Annotated in this window: 15 protein-coding genes; all 15 read right to left on the bottom strand. The window is 41.0% G+C overall.

Going from position 1 to position 15,623, the window contains the following annotated elements; translation table 11 throughout:
• Nucleotides 1-52 precede the first annotated feature (52 nt).
• Nucleotides 53-691 carry a tetratricopeptide repeat protein gene (locus tag RF53_RS13210; RefSeq protein WP_039037956.1) on the bottom strand — a complete coding sequence of 213 codons (639 nt, stop codon included), beginning with the start codon at nt 689-691 and terminating at the stop codon, nt 53-55.
• A gap of 111 nt (nt 692-802) precedes the next feature.
• The gene (locus RF53_RS13205) at nt 803-2,116 is read right to left on the bottom strand and encodes an adenylosuccinate synthase (protein WP_008128387.1); all 1,314 of its coding nucleotides are present in this window, start codon (nt 2,114-2,116) and stop codon (nt 803-805) included.
• Nucleotides 2,117-2,326: 210 nt separating this feature from the next.
• Nucleotides 2,327-3,205: a protease modulator HflC gene (hflC, locus tag RF53_RS13200; RefSeq protein WP_006791238.1), complete on the bottom strand. Its 879-nt coding sequence runs from the start codon at nt 3,203-3,205 to the stop codon at nt 2,327-2,329.
• Between the two features lie 14 nt (nt 3,206-3,219).
• A complete protein-coding gene (hflK, locus tag RF53_RS13195) occupies nt 3,220-4,380 on the bottom strand; it encodes an FtsH protease activity modulator HflK (protein WP_039037955.1) in 1,161 nt (386 codons plus the stop codon).
• A 100-nt stretch (nt 4,381-4,480) separates the two neighbouring features.
• The gene (hflX, locus tag RF53_RS13190) at nt 4,481-5,770 is read right to left on the bottom strand and encodes a ribosome rescue GTPase HflX (protein ID WP_039037954.1); all 1,290 of its coding nucleotides are present in this window, start codon (nt 5,768-5,770) and stop codon (nt 4,481-4,483) included.
• A 15-nt stretch (nt 5,771-5,785) separates the two neighbouring features.
• Nucleotides 5,786-6,049: an RNA chaperone Hfq gene (hfq, locus tag RF53_RS13185; RefSeq protein WP_006791241.1), complete on the bottom strand. Its 264-nt coding sequence runs from the start codon at nt 6,047-6,049 to the stop codon at nt 5,786-5,788.
• Nucleotides 6,050-6,130: 81 nt separating this feature from the next.
• Nucleotides 6,131-7,048, bottom strand: a complete 918-nt coding sequence (gene miaA, locus RF53_RS13180) for a tRNA (adenosine(37)-N6)-dimethylallyltransferase MiaA (protein WP_039038038.1) — start codon at nt 7,046-7,048, stop codon at nt 6,131-6,133.
• 10 nt (nt 7,049-7,058) lie between these two features.
• A complete protein-coding gene (mutL, locus tag RF53_RS13175) occupies nt 7,059-8,891 on the bottom strand; it encodes a DNA mismatch repair endonuclease MutL (protein WP_039037953.1) in 1,833 nt (610 codons plus the stop codon).
• 36 nt (nt 8,892-8,927) lie between these two features.
• Nucleotides 8,928-10,223 (bottom strand): N-acetylmuramoyl-L-alanine amidase, encoded by a 1,296-nt coding sequence (locus RF53_RS13170; protein ID WP_008128378.1) that lies wholly within the window; start codon nt 10,221-10,223, stop codon nt 8,928-8,930.
• Nucleotides 10,224-10,298: 75 nt separating this feature from the next.
• Complete coding sequence (tsaE, locus tag RF53_RS13165) at nt 10,299-10,766, bottom strand: tRNA (adenosine(37)-N6)-threonylcarbamoyltransferase complex ATPase subunit type 1 TsaE (RefSeq protein WP_006791245.1); 468 nt, start codon at nt 10,764-10,766, stop codon at nt 10,299-10,301.
• A gap of 125 nt (nt 10,767-10,891) precedes the next feature.
• On the bottom strand, nt 10,892-12,232 hold the full coding sequence (gene accC / locus RF53_RS13160) for an acetyl-CoA carboxylase biotin carboxylase subunit (protein WP_006791246.1): 1,341 nt from the start codon (nt 12,230-12,232) through the stop codon (nt 10,892-10,894).
• Nucleotides 12,233-12,258: 26 nt separating this feature from the next.
• The gene (gene accB / locus RF53_RS13155) at nt 12,259-12,726 is read right to left on the bottom strand and encodes an acetyl-CoA carboxylase biotin carboxyl carrier protein (RefSeq protein ID WP_006791247.1); all 468 of its coding nucleotides are present in this window, start codon (nt 12,724-12,726) and stop codon (nt 12,259-12,261) included.
• A 43-nt stretch (nt 12,727-12,769) separates the two neighbouring features.
• On the bottom strand, nt 12,770-13,222 hold the full coding sequence (gene aroQ / locus RF53_RS13150; protein ID WP_006791248.1) for a type II 3-dehydroquinate dehydratase: 453 nt from the start codon (nt 13,220-13,222) through the stop codon (nt 12,770-12,772).
• A 229-nt stretch (nt 13,223-13,451) separates the two neighbouring features.
• Complete coding sequence (locus RF53_RS13145; protein WP_039037952.1) at nt 13,452-15,242, bottom strand: protein-disulfide reductase DsbD; 1,791 nt, start codon at nt 15,240-15,242, stop codon at nt 13,452-13,454.
• Nucleotides 15,242-15,562 carry a divalent-cation tolerance protein CutA gene (cutA, locus tag RF53_RS13140; RefSeq protein ID WP_006791250.1) on the bottom strand — a complete coding sequence of 107 codons (321 nt, stop codon included), beginning with the start codon at nt 15,560-15,562 and terminating at the stop codon, nt 15,242-15,244. Before cutA ends, RF53_RS13145 begins: the two co-directional genes overlap by 1 nt.
• Nucleotides 15,563-15,623: the final 61 nt, after the last annotated feature.

The raw sequence follows: 15,623 nt of genomic DNA, 5'->3' as shown, positions 1-15,623 counted from the left end.
TTTCGCTAAATTTACAGCAACTCGCTTAATTAAAGTTTATTCTTGATTAGCATTACATAGGTAACCGAGCGCGCTCTACTACACTAGCAGGCATTTTTTGCGCAAGCTTAGTTAGGGCGCTTTCAATTTTTTTATGCGTTGCTTTATCTGCTACCATTGCATTAAACAACCAACGATATGCATCTTCAAAATCCCGTGGGCTACCGTACCCATCATTAAACAACTTCACTAAACGTAACTGCGCTTTTAAGTTACCTTGTGCAGATGCTTCACGTAAATACTTAATAGCCATAGCTTTATCTTGCTGAACTAGCCTTCCGGTATCGTAATAGCGACCTAACTGCTCAAGCGCTGCCGCTAAGCCTTGCTCAGCAGACTTTCTCATGTAATACACGCCTAGCTCTACATTTCGTTCAACACACACATTATAAGCAAGCATATCGCCATATAAAAATTGATAGGATGGCAATGCCATTTTATTGGCTCGCGCTTCAATATCTTGAACTAGCTGGCAATCATCTGCCTTTACACGCTGCAAATGCACATTTTTATTTATTAACGCGATAAGCTCTGATTCAGTGTATAGCGGTACTGCAGCAGGTGATTCATCTGCTAACGTATTGGAAGATATAAATAAAGACACTGACACTAAGGGCACAGCTAATAACGAACTTTTTAAAAATAGGCGCATGTTCACCACGTACAAAAATTATCTTACTAAATAATATACAAAGATCGTTCCAAGGTGAATTTTAGACACAAAAAAAGCTGCATTTAGCAGCTTTTTTTATATTTATGGTAATTAAGCAAATGGATTGCGAAGTACCATTGTTTCTACACGGTCTGGACCTGTAGAAATAATATCAATTGGAACACCAGTGATTTCTTCAATACGCTTGATGTAATCAATTGCAGCTTTTGGTAAGCCTTCAAGTGAAGTTACACCCACAGTATTTTCAGACCAACCCGGCATCTCTTCATATACCGGTGTTACTTTCTCGTAACCTTCAGCAGCTAATGGTGTTACGTTTGTAACAGTGCCATCTTCAAGCTGGTAGCCAGTACAGATTTTCAATGTTTCTAAGCCATCTAAAACATCAAGCTTAGTTAAACAAAAACCTGAAATACTGTTGATTTGAACTGCACGGCGCATTGCCACTGCATCTAACCAACCAGTACGACGAAGACGACCTGTAGTAGCACCAAACTCATGACCTTTGTCACCTAAGTGCTTACCAACTGGGTCTTGCTTATCAAGGCCATCGTAAAGCTCTGTAGGGAAAGGGCCTGAACCAACACGTGTTGTGTACGCTTTGATAATACCTAACACGTAGTCAAGGTTTAGTGGACCAAAACCAGCACCAGTTGCAACGCCACCAGCGGTCGTGTTTGACGAAGTTACATAAGGATAAGTACCGTGATCGATATCAAGTAATGTACCTTGCGCACCTTCAAATAAAATGTGCTCACCTGCTAAACGTGTTTGGTCTAAAAGCTCAGTTACATCTACAACCATTGCTTTTAAGATATCTGCAACAGCCATTGCATCATCAAACGTTTTTTGGAAATCTACAGCGTCTACTTTGTAGTAATTAACTAATGTGAAGTTATGGTACTCAAGAACTTCTTTTAGTTTAGCTGCAAATAATTCAGGATTAAATAAGTCACCTACGCGTAAACCGCGACGTGCTACTTTATCTTCGTACGCAGGACCAATGCCACGGCCAGTTGTGCCAATTGGCTTGTCGCCACGAGCTGTTTCGCGGGCTACATCTAATGCAACATGGAAAGGCAAAATTAGCGGACATGCTTCACTTATTAAAAGACGTTCGCGAACTGGTACGCCACGCTCTTCAAGCATGCCAATTTCTTTCATTAGCGCTTCTGGTGATAAAACAACACCATTACCAATCACACATTTAACATTGTCACGTAATACACCCGATGGAATAAGGTGTAGAACCGTCTTTTTACCTTCGATAACTAAAGTATGACCTGCATTGTGGCCACCTTGATAACGAACTACTAAAGATGCTTTGTCCGTAAGGAGGTCAACTACCTTACCCTTACCTTCGTCACCCCATTGGGTGCCTAATACAACAACGTTTTTACCCATTGTAAATTCACTTAGAGAAAATTAGGACGAGATTTTACCAGAAAACCCAAGTAAAGATCACCCCTGTTCAGCTTATTTTTTCTGCGAAGAATTATTAAATTAAAATATGAGTAAATAACCACATATATAACAGTGGTTTAAAGTTGTAGATTGTATTCAACAAAAAGCCCCGCAAGTGCGGGGCTTTAAATTTAAAAGTATAAATATAGTCTACTGCGCTTTAGCGCCTTTCATATATTGGAAGAAGTCACTGTCTGGTGAAAGCACCATCACGTCTTGCTTACCTTTAAATGTTTTCTTATACGCTTCTAAAGAACGTACAAAGCTGAAAAACTCTGGATCTTTATTATATGCATTTGCATAAATAGCGGCAGCATCTGCATCACCTTGACCACGCACTGAGCGTGAGTTACGTTCAGCGTCTGCAAGCATAACTGTCACTCGACGGTCAACGCTAGCACGAATAGTCTCCGCTTTCTCCTGACCTTCAGAGCGGTGCTCTTTAGCAACGGCAGTACGCTCAGCACGCATACGTTGATAAATCGAACTACTTACTTCTTGAGGCAAATTAATTTGCTTAACACGTACGTCTAGCACTTCAATACCTAACTCGCGGGCACTTTCAGATGCTTGAACTAATGCTTCTTCCATAAGCTCACTACGCTCACCCGATACAATTTCACGAATTGTGCGTGTACCAAAGTTAGTACGAAGTCCGTTATTAACCTTTTGCTCAAGTAACGTTTCAGCATACTGCTTGTCGCCACGTGCACGTAAGTAAAAAGCACTAAAGTCGTTAACACGCCATTTAACAAACGAATCAACAATTAAGTCTTTCTTCTCACTTGTCACAAAACGATCTGGCGTTCCATCTAGCGTTTGAATACGTGCATCAATACGACGTACTTGGCTAAAAAATGGGACTTTCAAATGCAAACCTGGGCCATAAACAACCGCTTGATCATCGTCATCTTTTTGTACTTTACTGAACAATAGCACAATTGCTTTTTGCCCTTCAGGTACAACAAATACCGATGAGAAAGACATCACAATGGCAACTAGTAGTATTACTAAACTAAAATTTTTCATTATGCTTATCTCCCCTAGTTAAAGCGATCGTTGTTAAAGCGGTCGTTGCTGCTATTAACGGTGCTGTTACGTGATGTACTTACTTTGTTTCTTAAGTCTTGAATGTCACTTGAGCTTGGTAACGCAACACGTGTTGCACTGCCTTGCTTTTCCATGATTTTATCAAGAGGTAAGTACATCATGTTATTACCACCCTTCACATCAACCAACACCTTAGAACTGCTGCCTAACACTTCTTCCATTGCATCAATGTATAAGCGTTCACGCGTTACTTCTTTAGCCGCTAAATACTCAGGTAATAGCTTTTCAAAACGAGCAACCTCACCTTGCGCTTCCAGTGTAATACGCTCTTGGTAACCTTCAGCTTCTTGCGTCATACGTGTTACTTGACCACGTGCACGCGGTTCAATTTCACGCGCATACGCTTCTGCTTCACGAATGAAACGCTCTTCATCTTCTTGTGCTGCAATCGCATCATCAAACGCATCTTTAACTTCAGTAGGTGGGCGAGAGTCTTTAAAGTTAACGTCAGTAACGATTAAACCAAGATTGTATGGTTCAATTACTTTGTTAAGCTCATCCCATGTGTTTTGACGCACTTCTTCACGACCGTTCGTTAGAACCTGGTCCATTTTTGCGTGACCCACAACATAACGCAGTGCACTGTCTAGCGCTTCTTCTAAACTGCTGTCAGCATTCGTTACGCTAAACTTGTAAAGATATGGGTCAATAACACGGTATTGCACCTGAAACTCAACACTTACCACGTTTTCATCTTCAGTAAGCATAAAACCAGACGCCGACAGTGAACGAACTGCTTCGATATCAACTGGGATAACCGTTTCAATAAACGTCATTTTCCAACGCAGGCCTGGTTCAGCAATTCGGTCATATTTACCAAACTGCAAAACAACACCACGTTCGGCTTCTTTAACCGTATAAATACCACTTAACGCCCACACAATGGCAGCGATAATGAGGATAAATGAAATACCGGCTCCGCCAAGTCCGCCACCGCTTCCATTGCCGGATTTTTTACCGCCAAATAAGCCGCCGAACTTGTTACTAAACTTACGGAACACCTCGTCTAAATCAGGTGGGCCTTGATCACGTCCGCCTTTATTGTTCCACGGATCTTTGTCATTGCCATTATTACCCGGTTCATTCCAGGCCATAGCTATACTCCATTGTTATCTAAATAAATTAGGAAATTGTGTTAAATCTATCAAATCTACTGCGTTTCTCATACAAAAACCGACATTTAAACGTCAATTTTTAATCTTGGTTGATAAAACCAACAATTTCAGGACCAAATTCTTTAATTAAGCGATTCCATTCAACCATTGGCATTCTTACATCTAGTAGCCAATTGCCTTGTTCATCAAATCGCTCTTCATGCACCGCATTTAAGCTAAAAAGTGAAGCTCTTAAACGCCCGTATAAAGGGGTTAATAAAAGCGTTTCACTAAACATTTTTTTAGCAAGTAACTCGCTAATGGCTTCGCTTAGTAATTCACACCCTTCACCCGTTTGTGCAGACAACCATACTCTTATAGGTTGACCTTCACTATCTCGATCAATACGCGGAGCAACAGTATCAAGCGCATCAATTTTATTATAAATTAATAGCTGTGGAACGTCATCGGCTTCAATTTCTTTAAGCACAGATTGCACTTGTTCAATATTTTCTTTAATCCGCGAATCAGCAGCATCTATTACGTGTAACTGCAAATCGGCTTCACGTGTTTCGGTCAATGTTGCTTTAAATGCAGCCACTAAATCGTGAGGCAAATGACGGATAAAACCCACGGTATCGGCTAAAATTACTTGACCAACATCACCCAACTCCAGTTTACGCAGTGTTGGGTCAAGCGTCGCAAAAAGCTGATCGGCAGCATAAACCTCAGAATCTGTAATACGATTAAATAATGTAGATTTACCCGCATTAGTGTAACCAACTAACGACACCGTTGGAATTTCATTACGGTTACGCGCGCGTCTACCCTGCTCACGCTGGACAGCCACTTTTTGTAGTCGTGCACGAATACTTTGAATACGTACGCGCAGTAAACGCCTATCGGTCTCTAATTGAGTTTCACCAGGTCCACGTAGACCAATACCACCCTTTTGACGCTCAAGGTGAGTCCAACCTCGGATAAGCCGAGTAGACATATGACGTAGTTGTGCCAATTCAACCTGCAATTTACCCTCATGGGTACGTGCACGTTGGGCAAAAATATCAAGAATAAGGGTCGTTCTATCAAGCACACGGCACTGACAAACGCGCTCTAAGTTGCGTTCTTGTGACGGTCTTAGTTGATGATTAAAAATAACGACATCTGCATTGTGGATTTTGACAATCTCAGCTATTTCTTCTGCTTTACCGGTACCGACGAATAGTTTCGGATGTGGTGCTTGACGGCTGCCTTGCACAACCGCCAAACTACTAACACCAGCAGAAGATACCAACATCTCTAATTCATGAAGATCTTCACGATCCCCTTCTTTAGGTAAGTCGATATGAACTAAAATTGCCTGTTCGCCGGATTCATAGCGGTCAAACAAGCATTACGCTCCTAATTAAAAGTTTCCAGCTTCTGGTTCTTCAGTGTCATCGCTCCCTTGAACACCTTGGAAGTTGACTGCGCGAGCAGGTACAACTGTTGAAATTGCGTGTTTGTAAACCATTTGGTTTACCGTGTTTTCAAGTAAAATAACAAATTGATCAAATGACTGGATTTTACCTTGTAATTTTATGCCATTAACCAAAAAGATTGATACTGGAATGCGCTCACGACGTAGTGCATTCAAAAATGGGTCTTGTAACGATTGGCCTTTTGCCATGTTATTCTTCCTTCGTTCTAGGTGTTATTATAATTAAGTGGCTGAACTCATTTAATAAAGCTAAATCATATCCAACTACTACTAGCTTAGCGAACTTACTACATGATGCAAGTTTTCTTCATCGCCGGTTGTTAACCAAGTAACATCAGGCCAACTTCTCAACCAAGTTAATTGACGTTTAGCCAATTGCCGGGTTGCTGCGATACCTCGAAATACCATTTCATCATGACTTACTTCACCCGCAAGGTAATCCCACATCTGTCTATAGCCCACACAACGAATAGAAGGCATATTGTGATGTAAATCTTTACGTAGATATAAGGCCGAAACTTCATTTTCAAACCCCTGTTCTATCATTATTTTAAACCTTTCTTCAATTCGTTGATGTAATTCACTTCGCTCTTGCGGCGCGATGGCAAATTGATGAAAAGTATACGGTAAAGGTGGCTGCTTTTGCTTTTGCAGTTCAGTCATTGTTTTACCGGTTAATCGATATACCTCCAGCGCACGGTTAATTCTTTGCGAGTCGTTTTCACTCATTTTTTGTGCCGCTTGTGGATCTATTTTTACGAGTTCTTGGTACAAGTGTGGCCAGCCAAACTCACTAGCCTCTGCTTCAAGTTGAGCCCTTATAGCTGGGTCTGCCTCAGGCAGAGGCGATAAACCGTCAATAAGTGCCTTGAAGTACAGCATTGTACCTCCAACTAATACAGGTACTTTACCTTGTTGATGAAATTCATCAATTTTTTTTATTGCATCACGTCTAAAATCTGCAACAGAATACGTTTCACTCGGGTCAAGCAGATCAATAAGATGATGTGGAGCGCGAGCCAATTCTTCTGAATCAGGTTTTGCAGTGCCAATGTCCATACCTTTATACACTAATGCTGAATCGACGCTGATTATCTCTGTATTTAAATGCTCGCACAAAGAAATAGCCAATGCTGTTTTACCTGCAGCAGTGGGACCCATTAAAAATATAACTGGTAATTGACTCAACACGAACACCCTAATTTAATTGCGCTAAATACTGACTTAGCTCTATTTTAACTGCTTTTTCACGCAAGCGTTCAATAGTTTGCGGATTATTTTGTAAGCGCATTTGTTGAGTTATAAATACGTTGCTAGCATAAAAGCGCGGCGGTATACATTCGGCCTGCCATTTTAACCAATCCTCTATGTTCTCAAACTGCTTTTTACACGCGCTTAGTAACTCATTAACAGCATTACTTACATCAAGTAAATACAAACATGAAGGCAGCTTTTTAACCATAACAAACTGCTTCTCTATCACCAATTCAAAGCCAAGCAGCGTGAACCACGATTGCTGCCCTTCGATTAGCAAACAGTCTTCTTTTGATAAATTAACCCTGACAGGTAATAACAATGCTTTACCTTCAAGGCTACCTTGCTCTTTAATTTGCTCATGCCAATCATCAACTATGGCGTATTTAAAATGTGAGCAAAATAGCTGCTGCTGCGAACTAAAGACACAGTTTCCATCATGCAAACTAATAATAGACACCATACTCACAGCACTTTGTTCCGGTACTGATGAATCTTGCTGAGTGGTTTGCGCCACGACATCAAAGTGAGCAGCATGTTGTTCACTCACTCCCTGATAAAACGCATTCACGTCTTGATGGTTTGCACTTGATGATGCTCTGTATTCACCACCACTACTTTTTGCACCAGTTGAACTTGAACTACCTGAGTAATTTGGTTGTAACTGAGATTTAGGATAATCGTAACCACCGCTAGTCTCATTTTTAGATGTCGACGGATGCATGGCATGAGTAAATGCAGGTAAATGATCATCAGCTGTCGTTACCGCTTCATTGTTAAACTCACCTTGCAATGGCACAACAACTTGCTTGATCGCTTGTAAAATAAAGTCATGTACTAAGCGACCTTGATGAAAACGTACTTCATGCTTTGCTGGGTGTACATTTACATCAACTTGGCGTGGGTCAATATCAATATAAATTACAAACCCTGGTAGCTCTTGTACCCCACTAACTTCTTCAAATGCCTGACGAATAGCGTGTAAAATGAGCTTATCGCGCATCATACGATTATTTACATACGTGTACTGCGTTGTATTTACAGAGCCTACCGGTAAAACCCAGCCATGTAGTTGAAGCCCTGCTTCCCCTGATTGAATATGAAGTCCTTGCTCTGCAAACGCCTTACCTGCAACTTGTGCAACGCGAGTTATGGCGTGAGCGGGATCTGTTTTGGCGCGGTATTGCCTAACTACTTTTTCGTTATGAGTCAGCGTAATCGATACATCAAACCGGCTAAGCGCTATACGCTTAATGAGCTCATCAATATGGGTAAACTCTGTTTTTTCGGTACGTAAAAATTTGCGCCGTGCAGGGGTATTAAAAAATAGATCTTTAACCTCAATGGTGGTGCCATCAGGGTGAGCAACCGGCTTAACTTGCACAGCCATATCACGGCCTTCTGCAAATGCTTGCCAAGCAGCGTCTTGAGTCTTTGGTTTGGAGCTGAGGGTTAATCGCGATACTGAGCTAATTGAAGCTAATGCCTCGCCCCTAAAACCTAGTGAACAAATATTTTCTAAATCATCAAGCGACTTTAACTTACTTGTCGCATGGCGAGAAAGCGCAAGTGTGAGCTCTTCTTTACCTATACCCGAGCCATTATCACGAATACGAATAAGCTTATGGCCACCACGCTCTATCTCTATTTGAATACGAGTAGCGCCAGCATCAAGGCTATTTTCAACAAGCTCTTTTACTACCGATGCTGGACGCTCAACCACTTCACCTGCGGCAATCTGGTTGGCTAAACGGGCAGGTAGTATTTCAATATTCATGATATTTCCTAGCAAACTGCGTGCAGATTTATGTAATTAACTTTGTGGTATGTCGAGCTCTTGACCAATAAAAAGCGTGTTTGAATTTAGTTTATTTACTTTTTTTATTTTACTTATGCTGACCCCATAACGGCTTGCCAACATACTTAAAGATTCACCCGGACGTACTTTATGTTTTGTAGGGTATTGCGACTTTAATTTTGCAAACAACGAATCATCTGGTGGGTTTTTCAAATAGTAATTTTTAATTGAGGTGAACATAGCCTTGGCTAAACGCTCTTGATGATTTGCACTTTTCAATAATTTTTCTTCTCGCGGGTTAGATATAAACCCCGTTTCGACCAAAATAGAGGGAATATCTGGCGACTTAAGAACCGCAAGGCTAGCATGTTGCGGGTCTTTTTTATGAAGCTTTGCAACTTTTCGTAGCTCTTTAACCACTTCTTCAGCAACGTTTAAGCCGGTTTTCATTGAATGATCCATCGACATATCAAGTAATGCCTGCGCTAAGTATTTTTCGTTAGCCGCATCTTTCATTACATCGGCTGCACCACCGAGCAACTCGGAATGCTTTTCTTTATCTTCTATCCATTTACCTATTTCAGAATTAGCTCTTCGCAATGACAATACCCATACCGATGCACCATTGGGACCAGGGCTTGTAAATGCATCAGCGTGAATAGACACAAAAAAGTCGGCTTTTTTTTCTCGTGCTCTGTTTGTTCTCGTATTAAGTTTTACAAAGTAATCACCACTTCGTACCATACGCGAAATCATGCCTCGCTCAGCGTCTATCATTCGCTCAAGGCGCTTAGCTATTTGCAACGTGACCGTTTTTTCATACGTGCCTGATGGCCCTATTGAGCCAGGGTCCTCTCCGCCATGCCCCGCATCGATAGCAATTACAATATCGCGTTCTTGGCTAAGTTGACGTTTTTTTGCCGCTTTTTGTGCAGGTGAAGCCACTGGTTCTGGTTCGCTTTTATTATATAAATCGACCACAAGCCTGTTTTTGTATGGCCCAGTAGGCGCAAGCGCAAATAGCACTGGTTTTACGGGTGCGCTTAGCTCAAATACTAAACGAACGCTTTGCTTATTTTTGGGCTTTGAGTAACGTAATTTGCTAACAATTTGATGCTTAGGTGGCACACCGGGTAGTACTTTAAGCTCTTTGGTGTTTTCTAGGTCAACTACTAAGCGGCTTGGGTTTTTTAGCATAAAATAACTAAAATCGGGTTTATCGTCTAAATCAAATACAACGCGTGTACTATCTGGAGATGGCCACACACGCACACTATTTATCGTGTTTTGTGCCCACAAAGAAAAGCTCATGATGAAAATCATAAGAGAAACTGAGAGTTTAATTGCGCCTCGATTCATTTGATAATTACTGCCTTCACTATTTTATTATTTGTTTTTTAGTTTATCGACAATTGCTGCACCACGTTCACTGGTACTTTTGAACACAATTTTACGCTCGTCACCTACATAGCTTAGCGTTATATCTAAATCGGGTACAGGGATAAACTCTCCGCCCTTTTCTGGCCACTCAACAACACAAATAGCCTGCGGTGAAAAATAATCGCGTATACCCATAAATTCAAGTTCTTCTGGATCACCTAAGCGATACAAGTCAAAGTGATACACGTTTGCACGGTCAAGCTCATAGGGTTCGACCAGCGTATACGTTGGACTCTTAACTTTACCTGTATGACCAAAGCCTTGCACTACACCACGTGTAAACGTTGTTTTACCAGCGCCTAAATCACCATGTAAATAAATCACAGCACCTTGCTCAATAACTGCTGCTACTTGCTTACCCATTGCAACAGTTGCAAGTTCATCATTTAAGTGAGATTCAAAACTACGGGTCATTATTACCTCAAAATTAACTTAAAAGCGCATATTAGCTAATCATACCAGATTATTTATTTATGGCGATAAATTGAAGTTTCAGGCATAAAAAAACCGGCCTAAGCCGGTTTTTTAATTTAGGAAGATTACAACCCTAACTTTTTCTCAAGGTAGTGGATATTAGTTCCACCATTTTGGAAATTCTCATCTGCAAGAATACGCTTATGCAAAGGAGTATTAGTTTTAATTCCATCAATTACTAATTCGTTTAGTGCATTACGTGCACGGGCAATAGCCACATCACGGTTTTCACCGTAAGTAATTAGCTTGCCAACCATTGAATCGTAGTGAGGTGGTACAGTGTAGTCAGCATAAATATGGCTGTCCCAACGAATACCTAACCCACCAGCGGGGTGAAAACGTGTAATTTTACCCGGTGACGGGATAAACGTTTCAGGGTCTTCAGCATTAATTCTACACTCAATCGCATGGCCACGAATAACGACGTCGTCTTGCGTGAACGATAATGGCTGACCCGCTGCTATTTTTAGCTGTTCTTTGATTAAGTCAATACCCGTAACCATTTCTGTTACTGGATGCTCAACCTGAATACGGGTATTCATTTCAATGAAGTAAAACTCGCCGTTTTCGTATAAAAACTCAAACGTACCCGCGCCACGGTAACCAATTTCAATACACGCACGTGTACAACGCTCACCAATAAACTTACGTGTTTCAGCTGTTATGCCTGGAGCAGGAGCCTCTTCAACTACCTTTTGATGACGGCGCTGCATTGAACAATCGCGTTCACCTAAGTGAACTGCATTACCTTGTCCGTCGGCTAATACTTGTACTTCGATATGACGTGGGTTTTCAAGGTATTTCTCCATGTAAACCATACCATTACCAAAAAACTGTTTAGCTTCTTGCTGCGTTAGTGAAATTGAATTTACTAATTCAGATTCATTGCGTACTACACGCATACCACGACCACCGCCGCCGCCAGCGGCTTTAATAATAACCGGATAACCAATGCGCTTAGCAATTTGCATGTTGCGTTCGTTATCGTCTGTTACAGGACCATCAGAACCCGGTACACATGGAACGCCAGCTTTACGCATTGCGGCAATAGCAGAAACTTTATCGCCCATTAGACGAATTGTGTCGCCTTTTGGTCCAATAAATACAAAACCACTTTGCTCAACTTGGTCTGCAAAATCTGCGTTTTCTGCAAGAAAACCATAACCTGGGTGAATCGCTACCGCATCAGTTATTTCAGCCGCAGCAATAATGCGCGGTATATCTAAATAACTATCTGTTGCTGATGGCTTACCAATACAGATGGTTTCATCTGCAAGCAATACATGCTTAAGATCGCGATCCGCCGTTGAATGAACAGCAACCGTTTTGATCCCAAGCTCTTTGCAGGCGCGCAATATACGAAGTGCTATTTCACCTCGGTTTGCTATGACTACTTTATCTAACATTAGAGTTGGCCTTTTACGTTATGCTATTAGTCAATGATGAATAGAGGTTGGTCAAATTCAATTGGCTCGCCATTTTCAGCTAAAATTGCGCGTACAGTACCCGCTTTATCAGCTTCAATTTGGTTCATCATTTTCATGGCTTCAATGATACACAGTGTATCGCCTACATTAACTTTAGAGCCTACTTCTACGTAAGCAGGTGCCTCTGGAGAAGATGCTGAGTAAAATGAACCAACCATAGGTGATTTAACTTGATGACCCGTTGGTGCAGCAGGCGCAGCTTCTGCTTCAACTGCTACAGGGGCAGCAGGGGCTGACGCTTGCTGTGCAGGAGCTGGTGCATATTGTTGTGGTGCAAATTGTGGGTAAGCTGGACCCGCACTCATGTTGTTACGGTTTATGCGTACCGACTCTTCACCTTCAGTGATTTCTAGTTCCGCAATGCCCGATTCTTCTACTAATTCGATAAGTTTTTTTATCTTGCGAATATCCATTACACGACCCGCCTGTTAGTTTGTTAGTGTGTTAATTTTTAAATTAAATTGCGTTTTGCGACCGGTTAACCGCTGCATTTAATGCTGCGTGGTAACCCATTGCACCTAATCCACATATAACGCCTTGTGCCACATCTGAAAAATAAGAATGATGGCGAAAAGCTTCACGTGCGTGCACATTGCTCAAGTGCACCTCATAAAACGGAATATCAACACTTAACAATGCATCACGTAATGCAACGCTTGTATGCGTAAATGCTGCGGGGTTAATAATGATACAATCAACCGCTTGCCAAGCATTATGAATTCGTTCTATGAGCGCTTGCTCACCATTACTTTGAAAGTGCGTAAGTTCAACATTCAGACTATTAGCGGTATTTGTTAGTTCGCTCATAATCTCGCTAAGTGTTTGCGTACCGTATTTTTCTGGCTCGCGCTTTCCTAGCATGTTTAAATTTGGACCATTAACAACTAAAATCTTTAATTTTGCAGCCATAATACGCGATATACCCTCTAAGTAATGAGTTAAGCCATTGCTAGCTATTTTTTAACTTTAAACTAAGCATAAAAAAGCTAAATTGCAACATTTTCTCACGTTAGCTGGGTATTATAGTGATTTCGACGTAAATAACAGCAAAATACTGGTCCAATCACTATTTAAGGTACATTTTGAAAGGTATAAATAACAAAGCCACTTAGTAAACTTAAGTGGCTTTATTGCACTATTATTGTGCGCTGGCACGCACTGTAGCAAGGTGTTTAGCAAAATCCTCAGCATTTAAAAAGCCTGTCACTCGCAACGTGCTTAGCTCTTGCCCTTGAGTATTAAAAAACAAAATACTCGGTAACCCGAACACGTCATACTCTTCCATTAGCTCAATAGTTTTACTATCACTTTCAGTTAAATCGATTTGAATTAACTGATAATGGCTAAACTCCTTTTGCACATTTTCATCAGGAAAGGTGTAATGTTCAAACTCTTTACACGCAACACACCAATCGGCGTATAAATCGACCATAACGAGTCGACCTTGTTTATTGGCATCATCGACCGCGACTTTTAGTTCGGCTAAATTGGCAACGTGTTTAAACTCGTTTTTTTGTGCATTTACTTGGACTTGTACAGGCCAAAAATAGTCTTTAGCTAAACTAAATCCAGTAAATACCAATAACATGGCTGCAAACCATAAAGCTGTTTTTAATTTACTTTGCTGCTGATTACTTTGCCAATGGTGTAAGTACAAAGCAGCAGCTAACGCCAATATACCTGCCATAAGTAATATAATGTTGGCGCTGATCAAACGTTCTAACAATATTAGTGGAACGACCAACATTACAAAGCCAAATAAGGTTTTAACTTGCTCCATCCAACCGCCTGCTTTAGGTAGCAATTTACCACCCGATGTACCAAGCAATAATAAAGGCAACCCCATGCCTAAACTTAATACATACAACGTTAGCCCGCCCACTAAGTAATCACCACTTTGCGCAACGTATAATAAAGCGGCTGATAGCGGCGCCGTAGTACAAGGTGATGCAATTAAACCGGATAATACCCCCATCAAAAATACACCAACATAGTTGCCACCTTTTTGATTATTACTTACCTGCGTGAGTTTATTCATCACACTGCTAGGGAGTTTTATTTCGTACCAACCAAACATCGACATAGCCAGTAATACAAATAATAAGCTAAAGCTAATAAGTACATAGGGGTGCTGTAAATACCCTTGTACTTGTCCACCTAATGCTGCAACAACTAGCCCTAATGCCGCATAAGTTATCGCCATGCCTTGTATGTATACGAACGAAAGTGCAAAGGCTTTTTTAGTTGATAAATTTTGTTGCCCAGCAATTAAGCTCGACAAAATAGGAAACATCGGGAACACACATGGTGTAAAAGCAAGCCCCACACCCACTGCAAAAAATACTAATAAGTTAATAGCTAAACTTTGACTTGCCAGTTGCTCAGTAAAAGAAAGATCTTTTTTAGTGATAGCAGCATCCGATTGCGATGTTGATTCGGTTAATGCGCTTGCAGCATTAGACGGTGTTGCATTTTGCGATTGCTCGCCTGCAATCACACTCAATGGAATTGTGATAACTTCAGGCGGGTAACAGAGCCCAGCCTCTGCACAGCCTTGATAACGCACTTTGACTACGGCGCCTTCATTTACGTCACTCAGCTTACTGATGATACTAACGTTTTGAAAAAACACCTCTGTTTTACCAAAAAATTCATCTTCGATAATCTCGCCATCACCTAAGCTTCCTACATCAATGCTGGCATCTTTAGCGAGTATCTCTATTTTTTGCTTATACAAATAGTAACCTGGCGCAATATCCCACCCTATAAACAAGGTGCGACCTTGCTGATCAAAGTCAAACTCAAACGCTTGTGTTACGGGTAAAAAGGTTTGCTGCGTGGGCGCTAATAAATCATTAAGCACATTATTTGATGTAGCCTTTGCAGGGGCTATTAATAATGTCACTAATAGCAAAAACAAAAAGCGCATTAATGTAATACCTCATCCATCCAGTTAAAATAAGCCAAGTTCCCGGTTGTTATGTCAATAACTTGTATCTCAGGTACTTCGTAGCTATGCATCGCTTTTATCGTTAAAAACACATCGTTCATTTTCTCTGTTTTGGTTTTAACTAGCATTTTAACTTCTGTCATTTCTTTTACCTCACCCTCCCACATATAAATAGAAGACATTGCTGGTAAAATATTGACACACGCGGCCAGCTTTTTTTCTACCAAAGCTTTACCAAGCATGCGTGCTTCAGCCTCGTTTTTACAGGTAGTAAAAATTAATTTAAATTGTGTATTCATTATGAACCTTTACTTGTTGAACGATGTCTAGCTTCATAGTATCTGATAGGTAAGCCAATGT

The organism is Pseudoalteromonas sp. ECSMB14103, assembly GCF_000813065.1.
In the GTDB taxonomy this organism is placed as follows: Bacteria; Pseudomonadota; Gammaproteobacteria; order Enterobacterales; family Alteromonadaceae; genus Pseudoalteromonas; species Pseudoalteromonas marina.
Note: the sequence above shows the minus strand (reverse complement) of the source record. Positions and strands in the feature narration are given on the sequence as shown.